This is a genomic window from Rhodospirillales bacterium, assembly GCA_018666775.1.
In the GTDB taxonomy this organism is placed as follows: domain Bacteria; phylum Pseudomonadota; class Alphaproteobacteria; order SMXQ01; family SMXQ01; genus JABIXC01.
The window spans coordinates 350814-375470 of sequence record JABIXC010000007.1; the positions used below are offsets into that span (position 1 = coordinate 350814).

Below are 24657 nucleotides of genomic sequence, written 5' to 3' on the forward strand. Positions count from 1 at the left end.
CACTTAAATGAAGCCTAACGGCTCACTCCCTTGCTTCCAAGGTAAATAATGAAAAAGGGTGGGCCCGATCAGGCCCACCCCCATAAATTTCCTATAATCCGGCCTTGTTCCCGGTTGCCCGGCACAGCCTTATTGATGTTTTTTAATACTGATAGCGTGAAAAATCGTATCCCTCTTTGGCAACAATCTCCAACAAGAAGGGTTGGCCTTTTTCGGTGGTATCAATGGCAGTTTTTATCGCCGATTGAATGTCATTTGGGCTATCGACCCGCCGGGATGCAACGTTCAGGCCTTCTGCCACCTTGGAATAATTCCCACCAACATTCAGGGCATCATATTTGGCCGTGGACGTTTCCATGACACCGCGTTCGCACGCCATGACCGAGTTGTTAAACACCACCGTCAAAATGCCAATGCCATTGCGCGATGCGGTTTCAATATCCATCCCCGTCATGCCAAAGGAACAATCGCCCATCACATTAATGCAGAGTTTGTCCGGGTTGGCCAATTTCGCACCAAGGATCAGGCCAAGGCCATACCCCAACTGGGTGGATTTACCCCAACCCATGTAAGAGCCCGCCTGGGTGGTTTCCCAAAATGGTAAAAGCTGTTCGCGGGGGCTGCCTGATTCATGGGTGATGATCACATTGTCCCGATCAACAGCACGCATCAATTCACTGATCACCCGATACTGGTTGATGGGCACTTCATCGGATGAAAGATGGTCTGCCCATTCGGCCAGCCATTCTTTTTTGATGGCGGCGATTTCGTCTTTTAAGCCGGAAAGCGCACTACCGTCATCGGCCTTTTTCTGACGCGCAATTTCTTCGATCAACGCATCAACCACCAATTCCGCATCCCCCATCAAACCAAGATCGGTGGGCATGTCTTTGTTGATGTCACTAAAATCATTGGTCGAATGGATCAACGTCTTGCCATCGGGCAAAGGCGGCCCAAAGGATGTCCGGGTCAAGCTGGAACCAACCGCCATCACCAGATCGGCGCGTTTCATGAATTCCGCATACATTTTCGAGCGCGACCGCGTGGACCCACCAAGAGAAAGAGGGTGGTTATCGGGAACCGCACTTTTGCCGGGATTGGTGCACGCCACGGGGGCTGCGATCAATTCGGCCAGCGCCAATAATTTAGCACCGGCACCGGCATAAATAACGCCTTGTCCCGCCCAGAGGATCGGATTTTTGGCAGCCAACAGCATGGTTGCCGCCGTCTTTACCGATTCCGGGTCCGGGGCCGATCGCATCATTGGCACCGGGGTGTAATTAATGTCGCCATTATATTCCGCATCAAACACATCGGTCGGAATTTCCACCATGACGGGGCCACCCTTGCCCGAACGCATGGCCTGAAAGGCGCGGCGCATCAGGTCTGGCAATTCGCCAACGGTGTGGGCCATGGCCGAATATTTGGTGACCGGGCGAAACACTTCGGCGGCACGAAAGGTTGGATTCACACTTTGGCGCGGACCCGGAAAACCGGCAGGGATAACCAATAAGGGCACATTTTCCGAATAGGCCTGAGCCACACCGGCGAAGGCATTTTCGATGCCCGGCCCATGCTGGGCGGCAAACACGCCGTTCTGGCGACCACGGCGCATGCGCGAAAATCCATCTGCCATGCCAACCCCAACCCGTTCCTGACGGCACAACACCGGGCGGATATCAATGGCCGCACAGGATTCGATCAAAGGGTTGCGAGGATAACAGGCAAGAAATTCCGTGCCTTCGCGCTTAAGAATTTCGGCAACAACGTCAGCACCGTTCATAATGGTCTCTTTCTGATTAATGTAAGTTTTTTAACGGGCGCAATCAGGCGTCGGCCCGAACACGGTCTTCTAATTGATTGATGAAGGGTTCTTCTTTGGGGGCTTCATATCGTGTTGACCGCACCCGAAAGCTTTTAGGATCAGTGCCCGGCAAGGGCTTACCCGCTTCCATGTCCTTCAGGGTTTCCAGCAGCAAATGGCGAATTTTGGCAATGGCCGCATCACCGGGCAACAGATGCTCCATGGTCCGGTCTTCGATCGGCCCCATGGATTCCTGAACGGCACAATCCTGAATGCCCAGCCCTCGCATACCTGAATAGGAGCCGCCACTGGCTTGGAGCTCGCGGTTGATCATGTAATCGTTTTCTTTGTTCATGGTGGCATGATCGGTGCCCGGGGTATTTTCCGTATGAATGCCCTTCCATGCCTTGGACCGGGCGACATCTTCGGGCACGAAATCACGGTCTGGATTGAAATCGATGCTGTAGAGCATGGTGTGTTCATCATCGATGGGCATCCACATATGGGCGGCATGGGGCACCGATGAGATAATTTTATGGAACGGCATCAACATCACATTGATGTTCCATAAATAATCATCGCCGCCCATGTCACGGCCGGTGCCAACGACAAACCCAAAATCCATGGGCACAACTTCGTAAACCGATGGCACGATGCGGCGGCTGGGCTCGGCAGAGCCGCCATGGAGGAAGGTGAGATGCGGCGCATCAAAGCCGCCTTCCAGGCCCTGCAACCAATTGCATTCCTGAATATGGCGGGTGGGAAATTTTTGGGCAGGCCGCAGCTTTGCCCATTCCAGATCGGGAAATTCCGGCATATGTTCCGGCGGCCCCATATAGGCCCAGACCATGTCGCCGCGCTCAATACACGGATATGATTTGATTTTCAGCTGTTTCTTGACCGCATCGGTCTGGCCATCGGTGCTACCCGGTGGCAGGCAGGGCACGTCCGTGCAATCGCCATGAATGTCAAATTTGATGCCGTGATAGATACAGCGCAGCCCGCAATCTTCATTGCGGCCATAAAACATCGATGCGGTGCGATGGGGGCACTTTTCATCCAAAAGCCCGACATTGCCTTCGGTGTCGCGGAAAACCACCAGATCTTCTGAGAGCAGTCGCGCCCGCACGGGCGCAGATCCCGGCTCTTTAATCTGGTCGGAAAACACCACCGGCACCCAATAGCGCCGGATCAAGTTGCCCATGGGCGTGCCCGGGCCAACGCGGGTCAACAATTCGTTTTCTTCTGCTGAAAGCATAAACCTTCTCCCTTAACCGATCCCCTGATCGCCAGCCCCTTATGGGGCCTTGTTCATTGGCCCGGGTTATATCCCAAGGCATCCGGGCAATTCTAAATGATCTGGCGGGCCGGGCCAAACGATAATCCTGCCATATGCAACGGGGCCTTTTATATGCTGCCCTCACCGGAATCTGGCTATAGTCCCTGCAAGCGGCGCTTAAAATAAGAATGAATGACAACATTGCGCCCCAAAATGGCAGGGTTTAAGCCCTGCCTTGAACAGGGAGAAATAAAATGCTTCGCCATATCGTTGCCATTGCGGTTTTTGCCGCCAGTATTTCTGCGTTTGTATCCACGCCCACAAATGCCGCAGACAAGATGACCCTGCGCACCGTCACCGACGGGGTTTACATGATGGAAAATGGCCGTGGCTCGTCCAATTCAACCTTCGTTGTCACCAAAGAAGGCGTTCTGGTTCTGGATTTTGATATCCGCACCGCCGATCAGGTTCTGGCCGCCATCCGCAAGAAAACAGACAAGCCGGTGCGCTATTTAGTGTCATCGCATTCCGCCGGCGACCATTCCACCGGGGCCATGCATTTTCAGGCCGACAAACCCATCTACATTGCCCATAAAAATCAGGTCCGCGACCTGTTCATGCAGGAAGGCAAAGAATTTGCACGCCGCACCGAAGAACGCCAATCTTATAAAGGCAAAAAACTTGTTCGCCCGACATTGGGTTTTGAAAAATCCCTCACCCTCTATATGGGCGGGCTTACCTTTCAAATTCGCCATGAAGGCCACGGCCATTCCACCGGCGACACCACCATCTATATTCCACAAAAGCGCGTCTTTCTTGCGGGCGATATTTTAGATACGGAAATTCATCCCGGCCAAGGCAGTTCGGGCGAAAGCTCCTATTCAAAGGTCAGTGGCTGGATCAAGATTATTGACAACATCACCGCCCGCAACCTGCCCGTTGATACCTTTGTCCCGGGCCATGGTCCGGTTCATGTCAACCGGGGCATTGCGGACCTTCAGGAACAAAAGCGCTATTTCGTCGTCATGCGCAACGAAGTGGCAAAACGGATCAAACAGGGTAAATCCCCCAGCCAGATTTACCGCGAGCTCAAGAAAAACATGCCCAAAGAATTCGCCCACTACCGCCGCAGCTCACGGCTGCGCAACTTCATCAAACGGTTCTGGCACCAACTTCATGATCGCGGCCTTTAGGCCGAATGCTCGGACAGCAAGGTTGCTGCGACTTCGATCGCTTTGAGGCGGGTTGGGACGATGTGTTCTGGGGGTAAGTTTTCCAAAACGCCTAGAGATTCAAGGGTTTTTTCGGCTGAACCTGATAGCCCGGCAACAAGGCAGCCTACGTGTTCATGGGCGGCGGTCACCAACAAGGATTCAATGGCCAAGGCCGCACTGGTATCCACATGGGCGGCATGGGTGAAATCATAAATGATCACTTTGTGGCCTGCCCCGGCAATACCAACCCGCTGTGCCAGTTCACGGGCCGATGCGTAGGAAAACTGGCCCCGCAAGGTCACCAGACCAACCTGGCCTTCCAGTTTTTCAAATTCTGCCCGTTCCACGTCATCTAACCCGATGTCTTTTTCGCTCAGCGCAATCGCCGTCACGCCTTTTAATTCTTCGGTTTCCATCCAGCGCGCAGTGACAAAGCCTGCCAGAATTAACCCCGTTGCAACTGCCGTGATCAAATCCACAAAGACGGTTAAGCCAAAGGTGACAAACATCACCAGAATTTTATCCCGGGGCGCGCGATGGCCGCGTTTCAAATGCGCCCAATCAATGATGTCCCAACCGACCTTAAGCAGAATGCCCGCCAGAACCGCATGGGGTATTTTCTCAGCCAGCGGGGCCAAGCCCATCACCAGTGCCAAAAGAATAAGGGCATGAATGGCGCCCGATAATTTGGTCGTGCCCCCGGCCCGCACATTGACCACGGTACGCATGGTCGCCCCGGCTCCGGGCAGGCCACCGATCAGGCCTGAAACCATATTGCCGATGCCCTGGCCAATCAGTTCCTTGTTGGAATTATGCCGGGTGCGGGTAATGGAATCGGCGACCAAAGACGTCAACAAACTGTCGATGGAACCCAGTAAGGCAAGGATCAACGCGGGCTGGATCAGGGTCATAAATTTATCGATGGGTATAAAATCGAGCTGGATATCGGGCAATCCCATGGGAACCATCCCGATCACCGGAGCCGCACCAAACCAGAAAACCCCCAGAACCGTGCCGATGATTAGCGCCGCCAAGGGCGGGGGAAGCATGGCACGCAATGGCTTTGGCCAGAAAATCATGATGCCAAGGGATATGCCGCCAAGCATTAGCGCATCCCGGTTAAATGCAGACATTACGTCTGGAATGGCATTGATGGCACCAATGGTGCCCCCGGGTGCGGCGGGCAGGCCAAAAAATGGCAGGATCTGGATCATGATGATGATCACCCCGATCCCTGACATGAAGCCTGACACCACCGAATAGGGCGTATAGGAAACGAACCGGCCAATGCGCAAGGCACCAAACATGATCTGGATGATGCCGCTTAAGAAAACGATCATCAACGCTTCGGACAGGGCATTGGCATGTTCGGCAACAATAACCGCCATCACCACCGTCATGGGGCCCGTTGGCCCTGAAATCTGGGACGAGGTGCCACCAAAGACCGCGGCGAAAAAACCAACGGCAATGGCACCATATAGGCCAGCAATGGGCCCCAACCCAGAGGCCACACCAAAGGCCAGCGCCAAAGGCAAGGCCACCACAGCCGCCGTAACACCCCCGAAAATATCGCCGCGTATGGTCTTTAGATCAAACAATAGAGGCCCCTTTAACCAGCACAAGATTGAGGGGTAAAAAACCCTGAACGACGCGACAAGTCAATTGTGTTGGACACCCCATAAGATTATTCGCCCGCCTCCATAACAGAACCATCCCTAATTGCAGCCCAGATGCGATAGGGCGTTGCTGGCATGGTGATGTCGGTGACCCCATGGAAAGACAGGGCATCCAGCACCGCATTGATCACGGCGGCTGGCGCACCGGTGGTGCCGCCTTCGCCCGCACCCTTGACCCCCATCGAATTGGTGGGGCTGGGGGAATTATTGGCGATGGGTTTCAGGGATGGCAGATCATTTGCCCGGGGCATGGCGTAATCGAGATATGACCCCGATAACATTTGCCCGGTTTTAGGATCGACAACGCTGCATTCCATCAGCCCCTGACCAATGCCCTGAGCAATAGCGCCTTGGGATTGACCATCAACAATGGGTGGGTTGATGGCCACCCCCACATCATCAACGGCTGTAAACGCCACCACGATCAGGGCCCCGGTTTCCGGGTCGATCTCAACTTCACAAACATGACAGCCATTGGGAAAGGTCACCGCATCGGCGTGGGAACGATATTCGGCAAAAAACCGAGACTGTTTTGCAATGTCGGCCAGCCCGATCTCTCGATCTCCGATCAAATAGCGCCCATGATCATAAATCACGTCTTCTTTGTTGGCCTGCAACAATAGCGCGGCGGCTTCGCGGCCCTGATCAATCAAACGACCACATGCCACCACCAGCGCTTCGCCGGCACGCACCATGGAACGCGATGCATTGGTGCCAACCCCATCGGCGATCACATCTGTGTCCGATGCGGCCACCACCACCTGGTCAACCCCGATGCCCAAATGATCGGCGGCAATTTGGGACAGGGATGTTTGATGGCCCTGGCCCTGATCGACGCAACCGGCACGAACTTCTGCCATGCCCGTTTCATCGATCTCAATGGCGGCATATTCCCCCGCCCCGCCACCGGCACCTTCTATGTAATTGCAAATCCCGATGCCACGCAGCAGGCCCGCGCGCGCAGATGTTTCACGGCGATCTGGAAAGCCATCCCAATTAGCCGCCTCCATGGCCTTTTCCATGTTGGATACATAATTGCCGCTGTCATAAACCGCCCCCATGGGGGTTTCATATGGCATCAGATGGGATCGGATTAAATTTTTACGGCGCAATTCAATGCGGTCAAATCCGGTTTCTTTTGCCGCCCGATCAACCAGACGCTCCATCACAAAAATAGCTTCCATCCGACCAACGCCCCGATAGGAACTGACCGGGACGGTGTTTGTGAACACGCCCTTCAAAGCCATATAAACCGCCGGGGTCCGATACGTCCCGGGCAACATTCGCGCAAGGTTTCGCATCACCGAATACGGCCCATTGCCGGTGTGGCGCGCCCCCATATTGCTGTGTCCGGTGACACGCAATGCCAAAAATTTGCCCATGCCATCTTGGCCCAGCTCACCACGGAGAAAATTATCGCGGCCTTGCGTTGTGGTGACGAAATCTTCGGCCCGGGTGGCCGTCCATTTAATGGGGCGGGCAATTTCGCGCGCGGCCCACGCCAGAGCCAGATATTCAGGATAGATAACGCTGCGTGCCCCGAAGGCACCGCCAACATCCAGCGACACCACCCGCACCCGATCCGCGCCCACCCCAAGGGCCTCTGCCAATTTATCGCGCAATCCATGGATGCCCTGACAGCCAACGTAAAGCTCAAACCGGCCCGATTGGCCATCATAATCGGCCATGGCTGCGCGGGGTTCCAGAAAACTGGGCACCACACGGGGGATTTCAACATCCAAAATGGTGACGTGATCGCTGGCATCAAGGGCCCGGGATACGGCGTCCCCATCCCCTGAGCCCCAGTTATAACAGGTGTTCAATTTTGCCTCTGGCCACAATTGCGGCTGATCTGGTCGGTCGGCCTGATTGGCAATCGTGACCGGGATCAAGCTTTGATAATCAACGAAAATCGCCTCTGCCGCAGCGGTTGCCCCTTCAGGGCAGGTAGCAATCACCATGGCCACGGGTTCCCCCACATAACGGGCCCGGCCATTGGCCAACACATAATAGGGCGGATCAGCCATGGGAGAGCCATCAAGGCTGGGATACCCATCACCGCGCCCTGCAATGCCGGTGGAAATTTCAGCGCAGCCCTTCGATGCCATATCCTGAAAATCATATACCCCCAGGACGCCGGGCATTTTCAGGGCGGTTGTCTTGTTAATAGACAAAATGTCTGCATGGGCATGGGGGGAGCGAACAAATGCCCCATAGGCCTGATTGGGGCGGTTTATATCGTCGGTAAAGCAGCCGGCCCCCGTCAAAAGGCGTGGGTCTTCTTTGCGGCGAATGGATGCGCCTATCACCATATTCTCTCCAAATTGCACGCATCAAGTATGATCACGTTCCCCATAAAAAGAAAGGCCCGGCAATAGCCGGGCCCATCGAATTCAAGTTTGGTCTGTCCCTATTTGCAGGCGATTTTCTTTGCCCGGGAATTGGGGCCAAGATGGGTGATTTTGCACATCATGCCCGCCTTGATTTTTGACCTTTTGGATTTCTTTCCACCAATGCTCACCTTGGTCCGGCTTTTGCTGACCTTGATGGTGATGGATTTTCCCTTTTTCATGAACAGAACCCTGCGACCCTTGCGCTTGGTCCCTGTCACTTTGACAGTTTCGGTGAAACTGGGATTAAGCCTATTCAGCATCGCTTCGGTCTTCTTGACCGTAACGGGATCGGTTGCCGCCAAAGCCAACACCCTTTTTTCCTGCTCTTCGCCCGTCAAAGGTGAAACTTTCAGGCCTTGTTTCTTGGCCGCTGCGATAAATTTCGCATCCCCCATGGTGGCATCAAACGCACGACGCAGGGTATTCAGCCGGGTGCTGGAAATGCCCGGCGGGGCAACCGTTGGGCGACCGATTTCAATATTTGAAGAATAGAAGCTGAGGATTTTGCGCTGTTCATCGGTTTTGACATGTTCGAAAACCGACGGAATATTAGTGCCCGCAATTGGATTGGGCTCCAGATTAAACAAAACCCGCACCCTTCCGGATTTCAACCAATCTGGATGGCCCGCCTTGAACGCACCATAACTTTGGCAAATGCCTTCCACTTCGCCCCGCTCCATGGCAAGGCTGACATCGGTGGCGCTTTTATAGCCCTCAATCAGTTTGAATTTCATGCCAAGCAAAGTGCGCAACACATTGGGTGTGGTCGAAACTGCGGTCCCGGCCCCGGCACCACCCATCAAGGCCTGATGGGTAAACAGGTCCGCACCCTTTTTAATCTTTGATTCCTTCATGACAATGCAGACCCTGTTGGACAGTTCCGGGCTGCCGATCCAGCGAAATTTGACCGGATCAAATTTAACTGCGGGATGATTCAAAAGTGCGCGCGTTGGCATGTTGCGGCTGATGGTGCCGATCACAGAACCATCTTTGGCCGCAATGTTAAAAAGATAATTGGACGCCTTGATATGGCCGGCACCGGGCATGTTTTTCGCAATGAAATTTGGTTTTCCCGGAATAAACCGGCCCATGTTGCGCCCGATCAAACGGGCCCATGCATCATAATTGCCCCCGGGCGAACTACCGATAATAAAGGTGATCGTTTTGTCTTTATAGAAATCTGCGTCACTGGCGGCCGATGCCGGGTTGGTCGACATGACGCCCGAAGCCAAGGCAATGGTAATAACTGAACAAAATAATTTATTCATGATTACGCCTCCCTATTTAGATCATCAGGGTTTTTCCCTGTTTTAAACCAAGCTGTAATTGGCGATTATTAATGAAGAGCCTATCATCATGGTAGTTTCGTCGCAATGAACCCGGCAGACGGGCACAACGCATGGGTATCAACAGGGGAAATTCAATGGCTGAACGCACAACAATCAATGCCATGGCTGGGGCCATCGCTGCGTTTGATCCAAACAGTCTTTCGCCGGCGCTCATTGAACAGGCAAAACTTCTTTTGCTCGACACCCTAGGATGCGCGATTGCCGGGCGCAATGAACCAACATCCCTTGAGGTTCAGAAATCCGCCCTCAGCCTTGGTGGGGCGGAACAGGCATCGTTGATTGGAAGCGGCACAAAAACATCTTTCCTGAATGCCATCTTAATCAACGGCGTGATCATGCGCGTGCTGGACCTGAACGATTACACCATTGCCCAGGAAAAGGGCGAACCCGCCATGGGCGGACATCCATCGGACAACATTCCCGTGGCACTGGCCGCAGGGGAATGGCAGGGAAAATCGGGGTATGACGTTCTGGCCACCATTGTGCTGGGCTATGAGCTGTATAACCGTTTTAAAAAAGTCATCACCCGGGCCGATCAATTTGATGGCACCAGCATATCGGGCATTGTTGCCGCCGCCATGACGGGGCACATAATGGGACAAGGCGCTGAGCCCCTATCCCATGCGCTGGCCTTTGGGGCGGCGCGCTGCATGGCCCCGCCCTTGATGCGCCGGGGCCAGATTTCTTCTGCCAAATCCCTGTCCAATGCGCTGACCGCGCAATCGGGGGCATTGTCTGCATTGCTGGCAAGCAATGGCGCAACGGGGCCGGTGGCCGTCCTTGATGAGGTTCAAGGCATTCGGCGGATGTTTGTGGATGATGCGGATATGGCATCTTTATCCGCACCCCTTACCAATCCGGGTGCCATCCTTGAAACCCACGTCAAAGCCTTCCCCTCCGTTGCCACCAGTCAGGCAGCCATCGGTGCCGCCATTCAGCTGCATGGGGATGGCCTTAACACAGCCAACATCGACACCATTGAAATGATTATGGCAGACACATCGTATATGCGCGGCCACCAAACGGACCCCGGGCGATCAAACCCAAAATCCCGCCACGCAGCCGATCATTGTTTCCCGTTTCTGGTGGCAGCGGCCCTGAGTGATGGCGAATTAACGCCCCGATCTTTTGACAACCAACGCTGGGAAACACTGGAAATAAAATCCCTGATGTCGAAAATCACCATGGGTGTGGATGGAACATTAAACACGCTGGCCCCTGACAGTTATCCCTGTCGCTTGACCGTCACCACAAAGGACGGCGCACAATTTGAAGCCCAGGTTCTTTATCCCCCGGGATTCTCCAAAGGCCACATCAATGCCCCCGACGTCATTGCCAAATTTGCCGCCGTCACCAAACCCACATCCAGCGAAACCTTGTGCGCTGAAATTCAAGACACGGTCATGGCATTGGATCGCGCACCGTCTCTCGATGTTTTGATGGCGAGCCTAGCGCAGGTCGGGGATGGCTAAATTCCCCTAGGCCCCCGACAGACTTCCTGTATGATTTATTCAAATAATAAAAATCTGGGGGGCATGTTTTGGGCAAGGATGAGATCTGTGACGTCATTATCATTGGCGGGGGCAGTACCGCGTTTGAAGCGGCTGTCTCGGCCCGGCAATCGGGTGCCGAACATGTGGTCATGCTTGAAAAAGCCCCCGAAGATGAATTTGGTGGCAATGCACGGTTTTCTCATACTGGATTTCGGTTTTGTCATCAGGGCCGCGATGAAATCAGGGATTTTATTCCCCAAATTGACCCCGATCTTTATGACCATATGGAGATCAAGCCCTACACAGAAGAAGAATTTATGGCAGACCTCAACCGCGTTACCCAGGGGTTGATCGACGAAGATCTTGCAAAAGTTTTGGCGGGGAAATCCAATGAGGCTGCCCATTGGGCCCTTGAAACCGGCATCAAATGGATTCCTGAAAAATACGCAACCGTCAATGGACGCCACCATTTTGAACCGGGCCGTGTGATCCAAACCCTGGGTGGGGGCAAGGGCCAATTGGATCAATGGCGCGATATTGCAACGCACTTAGGCATTGATATCCGGTTTGTTTCTCCGGTAACCGCAATCCATGGCAATGCCAGACGCATTGACGGGGTCAGCGTGTCTGCACCGGATCGCGATTATGAATTATCGGCACAGGCCGTCATTGCCTGCGCCGGGGGCTTTCAGGCCAACCCTGAAATGCGCGCACGGTATCTTGGCGATAATGCAGACCTGCTCAAGGTCAGGGGCTCCAAACACGATACCGGCGAAGTCCTCAACATGATCATGGCGATGGGTGCCAAAGTGACCGGCCATTGGCAGGGTGCGCACCAAACGCCCATTGATGCCGGTGCCCCCAAATTTGAAACGCCCGTGCGTGAAGACGGGCGCGGCAACACCATGAACCGGTATGATTATTGCCATGGCATTACGGTCAACACCCTGGGCCAGCGGTTTTTTGACGAAGGGGAAAGTTTTCATTCCTACACCTATGCCAAAACTGGCCGCGCCGTGCGCGGGCAACCGGGCAATCTTGCGTATCAAATTTATGACCAAAAAGGCATTGCCATGTTCCGCCACGGTGCAAGTTTTCCGGGCACCTACGAAGAAACCAATACCATTGCGGAACTGGCCACCAAGACAGGGCTTAACCCTGAAATTTTAGCGGATACGGTTGATGCCTATAACGACGCGGTGGCCGATGATGTCCCGTTCGATCCATCCAAACTGGATGGAAAATCTGCATTGGGCATCACGCCTGTTAAATCAAATTGGGCACAGAAAATAGACGCACCCCCTTACCGCATCTATCCGGTATCGGGCGGCATCACCTTCACCTTTGGCGGCCTTGCCATCAACACACAATCAGAAGTGTTGAACACCTTTAACCAGCCCATTGAAGGGCTTTATGCATCAGGGGATATCATCGGGTTGTTTTATCACAACTATCCATCCTGCACGGGCCAAACCCGGAACATCGTTTTCAGCCGCCTGGCCGGACAAAATGCGGCCGGGCGAACAAAATAAAAACCAACATCAAAAAAAGGAAAGATCATGATCAGGGTTGCATATTGCATTGGGGAATACCCGGAAGCGGAACGCCGCCTGCGCGAAGAAACGGCATTGTCTTACGCATCCGAAGAGGTGGAAATTGGCATTTTACCGATTGAAGCCAGCCCGTATCAGGGTCTTGGGCCCGCAGAAATTCAAGGAGTCCACCCCCTGATGCACAAGGTTTACGTCCGCGCCGAGCGCGAAGGCTATGATGCCGTGGTGCCCCTTGGCATGTTGGACCTTGGCGTTGATGGGGGCCGCAGCCTTGTGGATATTCCCGTCATTGGGCCAGCCCAGGCGGCCCTTCATGTGGCGGCCATGGTTGGGGAACGGTTTGGCCTGATTTGTTATGAACAATCCGCCATTCAGCGCCACCGAAGCCAAATGAAAACCTATGGCATGGAAAGCTGGGTTGTGGATTATCGCACCGTGGCCATGCCCATCCGGAAAATGACAGAACATCGCGATGAAATGACGGAAATTTTCCTGCGCGAAGCCCGGTCTTTGATCAAGGATCAAGGCTGTGACGTCATCATTCCCCATGGCATCAGCCAATGCCCGGTGCACATCAAGCCAGATTGGCTGTCAAAAGAACTGGGCGTGCCCGTCGTCGAAGGCATTGGTGCCCCCATCCGCATGGCCGCCCTTCTGGTCAGTCTAGACCTGTCGCAAAGCCGGGTACGCTGGCCCAAATCAAGCATGGCCAAAGACATGTAAGTGCCCGCACTGTTATGGGATTACGCTTTGGACGATAGATCGTCCGCTGTCAGATTGGCCCGTGGATAGGTCAGCGGACTGTGCTTAATACCAAGTGCCACACAGGTTTCGGCAAATCGAATGGTAATGGATTTGGTGTTGAGCACGGGCACATTGGCCCCGGCCTCAAGGTCGGCGGGATCAACGATATAGGGGATGATCGCACCACCAAGGGGTATGATGCATTCCGCACCGGTATCGGCCACAAGGCCTTTCATCACACCGATGGCGGTTTCTGTTATTTCATCCCTGCGCTCCTTGATATCGGAGCCGTAAATGCCCACGGGGCGAATATCGGTGACCATTTGATCCATGCCGTAACTGCGCAAAAGCCGCCACGTATAGGGAACATGGGATGCCAGCGGCACGGTAATCCCGATACGATCGGCCAATATGCTTGCCGCATGAATGGTGGTGCGCAACGGGCCAAGAACGGGGATATCAACCACCAACCGGCCGCCATCAACGCCGGGATCAAAGGTGTTGCTCTGGATCACGGCATCATAGCCATTTTCCGCAGCCCACATGGTTTTCCGGATCAACGCCGGCAGGTCCATCATGTGATCCAGGCCATTCAGCTTTTTCTGATCGCCAATAACCCCTTCAACGCCAGAGCCCGCGAAATCATCGGGGAAGCAAACCTCGACCGTGGTGCCATCAGATGCATACCCGTTCAAAAGCTTTTCAATCCCCGCAACATCGTAACTGGCAGCACTGCGCGGCGCCTTGTTCAAAAACATGATTTTCATGTGCGATTTTTCCCCTGTTCCCCTGATGCACCTGATTGTGTCATTATTTTTATCCCAAAGAAAGTCAGGCCATCTCTACAGAATTACAATCCCAGTCAAAACCAGTGAGGCACAATGTCAAAAAGGATTAAGACCAAACCCGTCAGTGACGAAAATGTTGATGCGCTGTTTAATCCCAAAAATGTTGTCCTGATCGGCGCATCGGACCGGGCCGGAAGCTGGACCGCACGGGTTTGGCGAAACCTTTCCCGGTACGGTTTCAAGGGCCCGGTCTATCCGGTAAACCCCGGGCGCGAAGAAATTTGGGATGTCGCCTGCTTTAAGGACGTTCAATCCCTGCCCGAAACACCTGATCATCTGGTTATTGTTGTGCCCGCAAAATTTGTGCCCGGTGTGTTGCGAGACGGCGCCCGGGCAGGCGCACGCAGCGCCACTATTTTTACCTCAGGGTTTGATGAAGCCGGCACCGATGAAAGCCGCAAACTTGGCGCTGAATTACGCGAGGCGATTGCAGAATCTGGTATGGCCGTGTCTGGGCCCAATTGTCTTGGCAACATTGGCGCTGCCCACAGTCTGGTGACCATGCCCGATGACCGTGCCCAAACCGTTGCCCGGGGGCCCATCGCCATCGTCGGACAATCGGGGGGGCTTGCTATGGCCATGAAAAGAACCCTTGAAGATCGCGGTGCCGATACCGGCTATCTGGTGACCAGCGGCAATGAAACCGGCCTGACAACGGCGGATTACATCCGTTTTTTCACCAGAGATTCCGACACCAAAATCATTGTTTGTTATATGGAAGCCATTCATGACCGCGAAGGGTTTCTGGGGGCGTGTCGTGAGGCAAAGGCTGCGGGCAAACCGGTGGTGGTGATCAAACTTGGCACATCGGAAGATGGGCGGGGGGCAGCCATGGCCCATACCGGGGCGTTGGCCGGGGCGATTGAGGCCTTTGATGCCGTCGCCGGAGCCGCCGGGGCCATTCGGGTTGGCACCCTTGATGATGTGGTTGAGGTGGTTGAATATTTCCTTCATGCCAAATTACCAAAAGGCACCGGTCTTGGGGCTGTCACATTTTCAGGCGGTTTGCGCGGGTTGTTGCTCGATGGGGCGGAACGTAATGGCCTTAAATTTTCAGAATTGTCCTCCCCATCCCAATCAACCCTTGAAGGCATGATGGGCGCTGGCAGCGCCGTTGGGAATCCGCTGGATGGGGGCTTTGCCGTGCTCACCAATCAAGACACCTATTTAAAGGCCATTGATTTGATGTTGGCAGATCCCGGCGTTGATCTTTTGATCTTGCAAGAAGAATTGTTGCGCAACCCGGGAGCGGAGCGCAAAGAAAACAATTTGCGCAAAGTTGAAGCGCTGGCAGCCAAGGCCCAAAAGCCCATTGTTTATGTGTCCATGATTTCATATGGGCTCAATGATTACAGCCGGACCTTGCGCCGAGACCTGCCCCATTTACCCTTTCTCCATGAAGTGGACAAAGCCATGCGGGCGCTGAAATCTGTCATCACATACGCGTCCACACCTGAGCTGCCTGTTACTGCGCGCAAGCCAACCAAAGAACAACTTGCCGCCATATCTGAGGTCCAGGCCATTGCCGCAGGCGCGACCGAACCCGTTGCTTTATCGGAACCTGCCTCAAAGGCACTTTTGTCGGCCTATGGGATTGCGGTTCCGCCTGAACACATTGTCGATAGCAGCGATGGTGCTGTCAGTGCCGCAAATAAAATCGGGTTTCCTGTGGTCTTAAAGGCCGTTTCGGCCAAACTGCCCCACAAAACCGAAGCCGGTGCGGTGATCCTTGATCTTGCATCCGAAGACGCGGTCAAAGCTGCCTATGACACCATTTTCAAAAATGTAGAAAAGGCAGCCCCCGGCCTGGCGCTCGATGGCATCTTGGTTGGTCGCCAGATCACGGGCGGGCTAGAGACGGCGCTGGGCATCAGCAATGACCCAGAGGTCGGCCCCATTGTCATGTTTGGGTCTGGCGGTGTTGGGCTGGAACTTTATGGCGACGTTGCTTTTTCCGCGCCCCAATTGGATGCAGCCCTCGCGGATGCCCTGATATCAAAAACCAAGGCGGGCACCCTAATTGATGGATTTCGTGGCCAACCGGCTTACGACCGCACCAGCCTGCGACAGGCCCTTATGGGGCTTGGGTCAATGGCACAGGATTTAATGGATGTTGTGGAAGGGGTTGATGTAAACCCCTTCGTCGTTTTACCCGGTTCAGGGGGTGGGTTTGCCCTTGATGGACTGATCATTATCCGTCCAATCAAGGGCTAAAACACAACTGATTAGCGGTTTAAAACATCATCGCGAACGCTGTTGGCAATGGCCGCTACTTCCGTGATATCTTCATCCTCAGCACCAAGTTCTTTCAAGGTGTCGCCCAGATGTTTAATCACCGTATCCACATGGGAATCATTCAAACCTTTTTCGACCAGGTGTTTATGACCTTCGCGCATATCCAGACCGGTGTAATGGTTGGGTCCACCCAAAACCATGGTCAGAAAAGCTTTCTGTTTGGCCGCTTGGCGAACCATGTCTGTGGATTCAAAAAATGGGCTGACCGTATCATCGGCCATCATTTTCTTGTAAAAAATATCGACGGCGGCTTCGACGGCATCGCGCCCGCCCAATCGTTCAAAAAGCGTGGCCATTAACGTATCTCCTTGGGGTTAAATTCTTATTGTTACATAAAGAATATAACAATAAAGTTCAAGGATTAAAAAAGGGTAAAGGCTGAAAATGCGCCTGACACAATTCACCGATTACGCCCTGAGAACGTTGATTTATGCCGCTATCAAGGGCGAGCCTGTATCGCTTGATGCGATATCTGGGGCTTATGGCATATCGCGCAACCACCTCATCAAGGCGGTGAATACGTTAGAAAAAAATGGTTTCATCAACACCAAACGCGGGCGCGGTGGCGGCATCACGCTGGCGCGGGCGCCTGAGGAAATAAATCTTTGGGATGTCGTGAAATGCACCGAACCATCCTTTGAAATTGTTGAATGTTTCAATGAAGAAAGAAACACCTGCCCCATTGCGGGCTGCTGTTCATTGGAAGGTATTTTAGGGAAGGCCACCCAGTCTTTTATCCAAGAAGTGGCCGCACACAGCCTTGCCGATGTTGTTAAAAACAAACGCGCCCTTTTGGATGCCATGCATGAGGTTGCCAAAAGTAGCGCATAAAAAAGCGGGCCCAATCGGGGCCCGCTTAAGTCGCAATCATTTCAAATATTGCTATTTACAATCGATTTTTTTCGCTTCCATATTGGGTTTTGGCCAAGTGAACGTGCAGGTCATGCCTACCTTGATCTTTTTACGCTTGGTTTTTTTCCCATTAAGAAATACCGACGTCCGTGACCCAGAAACTTTGGCGGTCAATTTTTTGCCTTTATGGCTGATGGTGATGCGCCGACCCCCCCGTTTAATTTTGGTAACCGGGCCATTATGACTGACCATTGGGACCTTAACATTGGTCAATGCGGTCAGCATTTTGATGATGCCCGGGGGCTGGTTAAGCATGGCAACAACCAGTTTTGTGGTGTCTTCCCCATTTGCCGCCTCGATCAAACGCTTTGACTTTTTCGCTTCTTCGATCAAATCCGGGCTTTTTGCAGATGCCATAAAGACAGCCCGAAGCGTTTTCAAGCGGTCCGGATTCATGTTTGGCGGGCCGGCAACAATGCGCGACAATTTGCCATACAGGGTCATCATCTTGGACAGGGTCTTTTGCTGTTCGGTCTTGGCAAGGTCGATGGCGTTGGGCACCGTCTTCATCATACTTTGGAATTGCAAACTATCGCCAAACCGCAGAATAATTTTGGTCTGTCCCGCACGAACATACGTCATGCCAGAACTAAGCCCACCTGCCAGGGTGTCAATTTCACCCCGCAACATGCCAAGGGCAGATTCCGGTCCTTGATACCCAGCAATAATGCGATACGGGATGCCATAGGATTCGCTGATCAGGAATGAATCATTCCACGAACCCGACCCAACACCAGAAGCAGACCACTTGATTTTACGTTTGGTGTTTAAGATATCATTCCAGGTTTGGTATTTGGAATTGTGCGCCACAGAAACCACGCGGACATCAGCAGCACCCTTGCCAATCCATGATAATTTGGACAAATCAAACCGCATGCCCTTAAGGCTCATGATTTGGGCATAGATCAATCCGGTTGTGAAATTACCGATGGTCAAACCATTGGGTTTTGATGCCGCGATCAGATTGGCACCGATCACGTGTCCAGCACCCGGCCGGTTGATGGTGACAAATTTTGATCCAGGCAGTGCCCTTGACATATGGCGCGCAAACAAGCGCGCATAGAAATCATGGCCGCCACCGGGCCCGGTGGCGATAATCCATCTAACTGTTTTGTCCTTGTAATATGCTTTCCCGTCAGCCGCATCGGCCGTTCCGGTAAATGCCCCGGTAAAAACCAGCGCGCCCGCCATTAGGGTGCCAGTGGCCATTAACTTGTTTAACTGTTTCATGATCAGGTCTCCCTTTAATTGTCTCCCAGATACAATTACTAACTGAAGCCATGCTTTTTTTTGAATACCAAAAGTGGAACACATCCCAGTTCCACCTACAAGACATCATCCAATGAAGTCTTATCTTTGATCCTTGATGCCGGATTTCATTTGCCAGTCTTTGGCCATGGAAGACACGTTTTTAGGCGGCAACCTATAGGGCTTTCCAGATTTTGGGATCAAGCCAGATTGTCCCGCATCCAGCTTCAAAGGCTTGCCGCCTTTTAAGGGCCGGATATCAATGCCCCCGCTAAGGACTGATACCACCATGTCGCCATTGGCTTTCCCCTCAAACACAAAATCCGTGCCCCTGACAGACGTAACTGCCGTGGGTGTTCTGACCCGAAAACGGCGGCTATGGGTCTTTTTAACCCATGCTTTGGTCATTCCAAAATATCGCCGGGCCTTTTTCTGTAACCCGTTGAAAACACTGTCTTTGGTGTTGGTTTTAAACCGGACATTGCCTTTTAAATTGGCAATCATCAGATCGCCCTTTGTGGTGGAAACATTTAGGGATGTATTCATCCCCACCGACAGTTCTTCGCCGGTCAGGGTGTTTATTTTTAAATATGAATTCACCCCGGTCGTAATGGCATTGCCCTGAAACCCGATATTGACCGACAGTGACGCATCATCCAGATCAATCAAATCCACACGGACATCGCCATTTTTTTCCCGGGTAATAAAGGCTGGCAAATTTTGCAGAATTAATGCGGTTAGCTTTCGGGTGCACTGTTTCCCCGTGGTCGCAAACCCGAAACGGCACTTGCAATTGACATATTCCTTGCCGCTCTTGCGCCCACGCCTGGTTTCAAATCCGCCCTTTTGACAACTCAAGCCCGATGCCGCCCTAACCCGATCATTGAAATGCTTTGCATCCTTGGAATAGGCCCCGATCTTTATAGTCAGACCACGCTGTTTGATACGACACGCACTGGCCGCAGATGATCCTTTATCAACACTGGCACAGCGGGCTGAAAACGCACTGATTTTGCGTTTAAGCGTTCCAAACCGTGTCTTCAACTGGGCGCGGTGCTGGGACAGTTCAGAATATCGCGGATAGGCAAAATGCTCTGGCACCGCCAATAGGGTTGGAACGGTCAACGCCGATGCCGATGGCATCACCGCAAACCCGAACAAAATCGAAAGCAGTCCCAGAGCCAGCCTCAGAGGGTATACTTTCACAATGCGGTTCCCTTCACTTCACAGGTTTAGGAGGTGCCACTTTGGGCGTTGGTTTTTCTTCCAGTGTTAATGAGAAGGAATCTTTTTTTGCCTTCACCACATTAATTTTTGACTGGGCGCGGTCCTTTGCATCGCGGGCGCGCACCAAATCCACCTGAAGCTGGCCGGAATTACCCTTGCCCGATTGCAGCTTTTTCTTGATGGCATCGATTTTCTTCTGGGCTTTTTTGCGGCTGGCCTGATGGGTTTTTTGCCTGCGGTCCAGCTTTTGCCAACCCGCAGAATTGCGCACTTTTTCTGGAACCGCCCGGGGCTTCATGCCACGCCCGTCAACCACACCCCCACTCCCGGATTTACCCTTGGGATAGCGGACATCGCCACGATCAAAGACGCGGCCAGCCCCGAAAGCTGTGCCGGCATCAGAAGATGATTTTGCAGCCTTGGCCTGGCCCATGGCACCGCCTTCCTTTGCGGTGATGGCCCCGGGAATTTTTTTCGATCCAGGTGAGCGCCCGGGCTTTCCCTTTGCAAGAGGGCCGGATAATTTTCCCAGCTCTCCACCTCTGGCCTTCTTTGCAGCGGTCTTTGCGCGCCGCGCCTTACCCATCAAATTGGCCGTCTCGCCCCAGACTTTCTTTACATCCTTGAACCAAGCCTTGCGGGCAGATTTGTATTTTTTGGCATCCCGCTGAACGGCTTTCCAGCGCTGAACCGATTGTTTCTGCATTTTCGTATAGGTGGCCTTGGCGGCCTTAATTTGCGCATAGAGCTGTTTTTTGAGCTTTCTGTATTGCGCCGCCTGCACATTAAATGGCGCGACCAAGGTTTGGTTAAACGCATTCGATTTGGCATGGCACGAAGACAGCTGTTCTTTTGGTACCTTTGACGGGCACAGCCCGCCTCTCGCACTTGTGACGCGAGCCCTCGCGCGGTCGAGCTTTGCGCCTGCGGCCTTTCGGGTCGCTCTTAATTTTTTAAGGGTTGCATCGCGTTTCTGTTTGGCCGCTTTCACTTTTGCATAAAAAGGTGCCAAGGCATTGCAGGCCATCGATACCGGCCGGGCCTTGGCCGGGAACCCCCCGCCACGACGTTTAAGGGCCACAACCTTTGAACGAAGGCCAGTGATGATTTTTTGCCGATCGGGCCCGGTCAAAGCCTTCTCTAGGCTTTGAATATTGCGCTCTATCAGCGCAAGTTGACCGATGCCCGTAGAAAGCTTGCAGCCAGCAGCAATACCGCTGGTTGGAAGCAGCACCATGGCTGTCAAAAGACCTATAAGCACAAGACGCATATATCTAAATGGTGTCATGGCCACCTCATCTGGTTCAGCATTTTTGAACCGTTCGGAAGCAAAACCCAAGCATACCCAAAGATGAGTTAAGCCCACAGCAAAGCCTACCATATTCCATTAATGGTGTTAAGCCTGTGGGTATGACAGAAAATAGCCCAACAATTTAGACTGATAATGCCTCACATTACCCTCGCAAGACGGGGCAAGCTGATTTATCCTGACAGCCCTGCATCAGATTTAACCTTGATCAACTTTCGGGAACATTCCATGCCTTATATAAAGATCCTTCTGTTGTGTTCTGTCATTGCCTTGCCATTTATCGGACCCTTTTCGACCCCGGCCAATGCTGAACCGTTCGTCTTTACCGCCATTCCCGATGAAAATACCGCGCGGCTGCGGCAACGCTTTGATCAGGTTGCTGCTTATCTTTCAAAGACATTAGGCGTTGAAACCAAATATGTTCCTGTTAAATCCTATGCCGCTGCCGTTGTCGCCTTTCGCAACAACCAGGTCCAAATGGCATGGTTCGGCGGCCTATCCGGTGTTCGCGCGCGGGCCCTTGTAAAAGGGTCCGAAGCCATCGCACAAGGGTTTGAAGACAAGGCGTTCGTCACCTATTTCATTGCCCACGCCAGCACGCGTTTAAAAATATCCAAAGCCTTTCCAAAAGCCATTGCGGGCAAAACCTTTACCTTTGGCTCCAAGGGCTCCACGTCTGGTCGTTTAATGCCGCAATATCACATCCTCAAAAATCTGCACGCAGCCCCCCATGCCATTTTTAAGAAAGTTGGCTTCAGCGGCAATCACTCTAAAACCATCGCCCTTGTCCAAACGGGTGCTTATCAGGTGGGCGCGGTTAATTTCAAGGTTTGGGAAAACGAATTGAAGGCCGGAAAAATCGACCTGTCAAAAGTTTCTATCATCTGGAAAACCCCACCCTATCCCGATTATCAATGGACCATCCGCGGCGATGTGGACAAACGCCTGAAACCCGGTTTCAAGAAAAAAGTGCGTGCAGCCCTGTTGTCCATGAAAGACCCGAAACTCCTTGCGGCTTTTCCCAGAAAAAGCTTTATCCCAGCAAAAAATTCTGACTATCAGCCCATCTGGGATGTAGCGAAGCAAATCAAACTGATCGACTGAACGTGATTTTCAGCCTCAACAATGAAAATTTGGGATATGACGGCTGTGCCGTGCTGCGTGACATTTCCGTCACCATTTCAGCCGGTGAGCGGGTGGCACTGGTGGGGGAAAGCGGTTCTGGAAAAACCACTTTATTGTCTGTTCTGCAAACCCGCTACGATGAAAATACCGCCCTCATCCCCCAAAACCTTGGCCTTGTCCGTAGTTTAAGCGTCTTTCACAACATCTATATGGGGGCTCTGGCGCGCAACAATACGGCCTACAATCTTTCAAATCTGGTTTGGCCCCGCAAACGCGAAGTGGCGCAAATCCGCCCCATTGCTGAAGGATTGGGCCTGGGCGATAAACTGTTTGAACGCGTTGGCACCCTTTCCGGCGGGCAACAACAGCGCGTCGCCATCTGCAGGGCACTGTTTCAAGGCGGTGAAGCGGTGCTGGGCGATGAGCCGGTATCGGCAATCGACAATCATCAATCCCGCATTGTTCTGGACGCCCTGACAGAAAATTTTGAAACCGTTATTTTGGCCATGCATGACGTTGATTTGGCCCTTGAATATTCGACGCGGATCGTCGGCATCAAAAATGGGGGCATCGCCCTTGATGAACCGACCGGGAACCTGACACGACCCGATCTTGATTTCCTGTATACGGACTAGGTTGATGACAGCATCAAGCCTATCCAAGCCAACAGGCCCTGCCTATTCATCCTTGGTGAAAACCAGCATGGGCTTCGTTGCCGTTGCCATTGTCTGCCTGTTCTTTGCCGATGTTTCCATCACCACGCTCGACCCATGGTCAGAAATGAAGCGCATGGCATGGGGGGTGGTGACACCCGATTTCCCCGCCGTTATTGGCATGGGAACCGGGATTGTGATGATCATCGTGCAAACCATCGCCTTTGCCCTTTCGGGTGTTGCCCTTGGCGCCGTGGGCGGGTTTGCCCTTTCCCAGGTTTTTCATCTGGCCCCGGTTCGCTGGGTATGTGCGGGCGCGCGCGCCATCCATGAGCTGTTCTGGGCGTTGATTTTTTTGCAGATGCTGGGGCTCTCACCCCTGACCGGGGTGCTGGCCATCGCCATTCCCTATGCGGGCATCTGCGCCAAGGTTTATGCCGAAACCCTGGAAGAAGCAGAATTGCCGGCCCTTCAGGCCTTGCCAAAAGGCGTGGGCATTGTCTCCGCCTTTTTCTTTGCCCGCCTTCCCGATGTTTGGGTTCATCTAAAGACCTACACCAGCTACCGGTTTGAATGCGGGCTGCGGTCCGCCACGGTGTTGGGGTTTGTCGGGTTGCCGACCCTGGGCTTTCATCTGGAAACAGCGTTCAGCGAAGGTCATTATTCAATCGCTGCTGCTTTGTTGATCATTTTCTATGTTTTGATTGCCAGTTTGCGATTTTGGATGCGCCCAAAACTCGTTGGCTTTTATATCCTGGCTGCACCCTTCGCATTGGGGGGCGGCGCCGCCATCGATATAACCAACATAACCCGCTTTATAACCAACGATATTGTGCCCCTGCCCTTTCGCCAGGGGGGGCTTTTTGATGGCCAGACCTGGAGCCACATGGGGGACTGGCTTTGGACCATGCTGATGGATCAGGCGGTCCATGGCATGATTTCAACCCTGCTGCTGACCCAGATCGCCCTGATTGGCACGGGCATTTTGGCATTGGCCCTGTTTCCGCTGGTTTCCAAAAAATTCTTCGGGCCCTATGGCCGGGCCGTTGGCAATGGGTTCATGGTTATTCTGCGGTCCACCCCGGAATTCATTCTGGCCTATATTTTCCTGCAGCTCTGGGGGCCATCCATGTTGCCAGCCATCGTTGCCCTGTCCCTTCACAATGGGGCCATCATTGGCCATCTGGTGGGCCGCTTCAGTGATGAAGTTCAAACCCGGCCAGACAGTCCGAAGGGCTTCAACCTGTATGGATATGAAATTTTACCAAGGGTTTATGGCCAATTTCTGGCATTTCTGTTCTACCGTTGGGAAGTGATCATGCGCGAAACTGCCATTATGGGGATACTGGGCATTGCCACTTTGGGATTCTTCATCGATTCTGCGCTGTCTGACATTCGCCTTGATCGGGCAATGTTTTTGATTGCGGTCACCGCAATCTTTAATATAGGCATCGATGCAGTTTCAAGGCGCATTCGGCGTAACCTGCGTTTAAGTACCCAGGCCGGCAGGGCCTAGAGATTAGTCGGGCCTAGAA

Annotated in this window: 19 protein-coding genes; 9 read left to right on the plus strand and 10 right to left on the minus strand. The window is 53.1% G+C overall.

The window, feature by feature from the left end; all coding sequences use genetic code 11:
• Window positions 1-142: 142 nt before the first annotated feature.
• Window positions 143-1783 (minus strand): thiamine pyrophosphate-requiring protein, encoded by a 1641-nt coding sequence (locus HOJ08_03920; protein ID MBT5672586.1) that lies wholly within the window; start codon window positions 1781-1783, stop codon window positions 143-145.
• Window positions 1784-1826: 43 nt separating this feature from the next.
• Window positions 1827-3062 carry a Rieske 2Fe-2S domain-containing protein gene (locus tag HOJ08_03925; GenBank protein MBT5672587.1) on the minus strand — a complete coding sequence of 412 codons (1236 nt, stop codon included), beginning with the start codon at window positions 3060-3062 and terminating at the stop codon, window positions 1827-1829.
• A gap of 275 nt (window positions 3063-3337) precedes the next feature.
• Here HOJ08_03925 and HOJ08_03930 point away from each other — a divergent pair, with 275 nt between their 5' ends.
• The gene (locus HOJ08_03930; protein ID MBT5672588.1) at window positions 3338-4276 is read left to right on the plus strand and encodes an MBL fold metallo-hydrolase; all 939 of its coding nucleotides are present in this window, start codon (window positions 3338-3340) and stop codon (window positions 4274-4276) included.
• Here the strand turns inward: HOJ08_03930 and HOJ08_03935 are convergent.
• From HOJ08_03935 to HOJ08_03945, 3 genes are all read right to left on the minus strand, one after another.
• On the minus strand, window positions 4273-5919 hold the full coding sequence (locus HOJ08_03935) for a SulP family inorganic anion transporter (protein MBT5672589.1): 1647 nt from the start codon (window positions 5917-5919) through the stop codon (window positions 4273-4275). The two genes, HOJ08_03930 and HOJ08_03935, sit on opposite strands and share 4 nt — an antisense overlap.
• 62 nt (window positions 5920-5981) lie before the next feature.
• Window positions 5982-8285: a xanthine dehydrogenase family protein molybdopterin-binding subunit gene (locus HOJ08_03940; protein MBT5672590.1), complete on the minus strand. Its 2304-nt coding sequence runs from the start codon at window positions 8283-8285 to the stop codon at window positions 5982-5984.
• Between the two features lie 98 nt (window positions 8286-8383).
• Window positions 8384-9634 carry a hypothetical protein gene (locus HOJ08_03945; protein MBT5672591.1) on the minus strand — a complete coding sequence of 417 codons (1251 nt, stop codon included), beginning with the start codon at window positions 9632-9634 and terminating at the stop codon, window positions 8384-8386.
• Between the two features lie 155 nt (window positions 9635-9789).
• Between HOJ08_03945 and HOJ08_03950 the strand changes: the two genes are divergently transcribed.
• The 3 genes from HOJ08_03950 to HOJ08_03960 all read left to right on the plus strand — a co-directional run bounded on the left by HOJ08_03950 (window position 9790) and on the right by HOJ08_03960 (window position 13484).
• The gene (locus tag HOJ08_03950; protein ID MBT5672592.1) at window positions 9790-11187 is read left to right on the plus strand and encodes an MmgE/PrpD family protein; all 1398 of its coding nucleotides are present in this window, start codon (window positions 9790-9792) and stop codon (window positions 11185-11187) included.
• Window positions 11188-11255: 68 nt separating this feature from the next.
• Window positions 11256-12740, plus strand: coding sequence for an FAD-dependent tricarballylate dehydrogenase TcuA (tcuA, locus tag HOJ08_03955; protein MBT5672593.1), 1485 nt, complete (start codon window positions 11256-11258; stop codon window positions 12738-12740).
• Between the two features lie 27 nt (window positions 12741-12767).
• Window positions 12768-13484 (plus strand): hypothetical protein, encoded by a 717-nt coding sequence (locus HOJ08_03960; protein ID MBT5672594.1) that lies wholly within the window; start codon window positions 12768-12770, stop codon window positions 13482-13484.
• A gap of 20 nt (window positions 13485-13504) precedes the next feature.
• Here the strand turns inward: HOJ08_03960 and HOJ08_03965 are convergent, their stop codons facing one another.
• A complete protein-coding gene (locus HOJ08_03965) occupies window positions 13505-14272 on the minus strand; it encodes a hypothetical protein (protein MBT5672595.1) in 768 nt (255 codons plus the stop codon).
• Between the two features lie 114 nt (window positions 14273-14386).
• Between HOJ08_03965 and HOJ08_03970 the strand changes: the two genes are divergently transcribed.
• On the plus strand, window positions 14387-16567 hold the full coding sequence (locus HOJ08_03970; protein ID MBT5672596.1) for an acetate--CoA ligase family protein: 2181 nt from the start codon (window positions 14387-14389) through the stop codon (window positions 16565-16567).
• A gap of 11 nt (window positions 16568-16578) precedes the next feature.
• On the opposite strand, the gene HOJ08_03975 is transcribed toward HOJ08_03970, so the two are convergent.
• Complete coding sequence (locus tag HOJ08_03975) at window positions 16579-16944, minus strand: group 1 truncated hemoglobin (GenBank protein ID MBT5672597.1); 366 nt, start codon at window positions 16942-16944, stop codon at window positions 16579-16581.
• Window positions 16945-17032: 88 nt separating this feature from the next.
• Between HOJ08_03975 and HOJ08_03980 the strand changes: the two genes are divergently transcribed.
• Window positions 17033-17479, plus strand: coding sequence for an Rrf2 family transcriptional regulator (locus HOJ08_03980; GenBank protein ID MBT5672598.1), 447 nt, complete (start codon window positions 17033-17035; stop codon window positions 17477-17479).
• 51 nt (window positions 17480-17530) lie between these two features.
• On the opposite strand, the gene HOJ08_03985 is transcribed toward HOJ08_03980, so the two are convergent.
• From HOJ08_03985 to HOJ08_03995, 3 genes are all read right to left on the minus strand, one after another.
• Window positions 17531-18790, minus strand: a complete 1260-nt coding sequence (locus tag HOJ08_03985) for a hypothetical protein (protein ID MBT5672599.1) — start codon at window positions 18788-18790, stop codon at window positions 17531-17533.
• A gap of 120 nt (window positions 18791-18910) precedes the next feature.
• Window positions 18911-20014 carry a FecR domain-containing protein gene (locus tag HOJ08_03990; protein ID MBT5672600.1) on the minus strand — a complete coding sequence of 368 codons (1104 nt, stop codon included), beginning with the start codon at window positions 20012-20014 and terminating at the stop codon, window positions 18911-18913.
• Window positions 20015-20027: 13 nt separating this feature from the next.
• Window positions 20028-21323, minus strand: coding sequence for a hypothetical protein (locus HOJ08_03995; GenBank protein ID MBT5672601.1), 1296 nt, complete (start codon window positions 21321-21323; stop codon window positions 20028-20030).
• Between the two features lie 273 nt (window positions 21324-21596).
• On the opposite strand from HOJ08_03995, the gene HOJ08_04000 reads away from it, so the two are divergent.
• From HOJ08_04000 to HOJ08_04010, 3 genes are read left to right on the plus strand one after another with little or no spacing between them, the layout of a single operon-like run.
• Window positions 21597-22448: a putative selenate ABC transporter substrate-binding protein gene (locus HOJ08_04000; protein MBT5672602.1), complete on the plus strand. Its 852-nt coding sequence runs from the start codon at window positions 21597-21599 to the stop codon at window positions 22446-22448.
• Between the two features lie 2 nt (window positions 22449-22450).
• Complete coding sequence (locus HOJ08_04005) at window positions 22451-23104, plus strand: ATP-binding cassette domain-containing protein (GenBank protein ID MBT5672603.1); 654 nt, start codon at window positions 22451-22453, stop codon at window positions 23102-23104.
• Window positions 23105-23108: 4 nt separating this feature from the next.
• The gene (locus HOJ08_04010; GenBank protein MBT5672604.1) at window positions 23109-24638 is read left to right on the plus strand and encodes an ABC transporter permease; all 1530 of its coding nucleotides are present in this window, start codon (window positions 23109-23111) and stop codon (window positions 24636-24638) included.
• The last annotated feature ends 19 nt before the right edge of the window (window positions 24639-24657 follow it).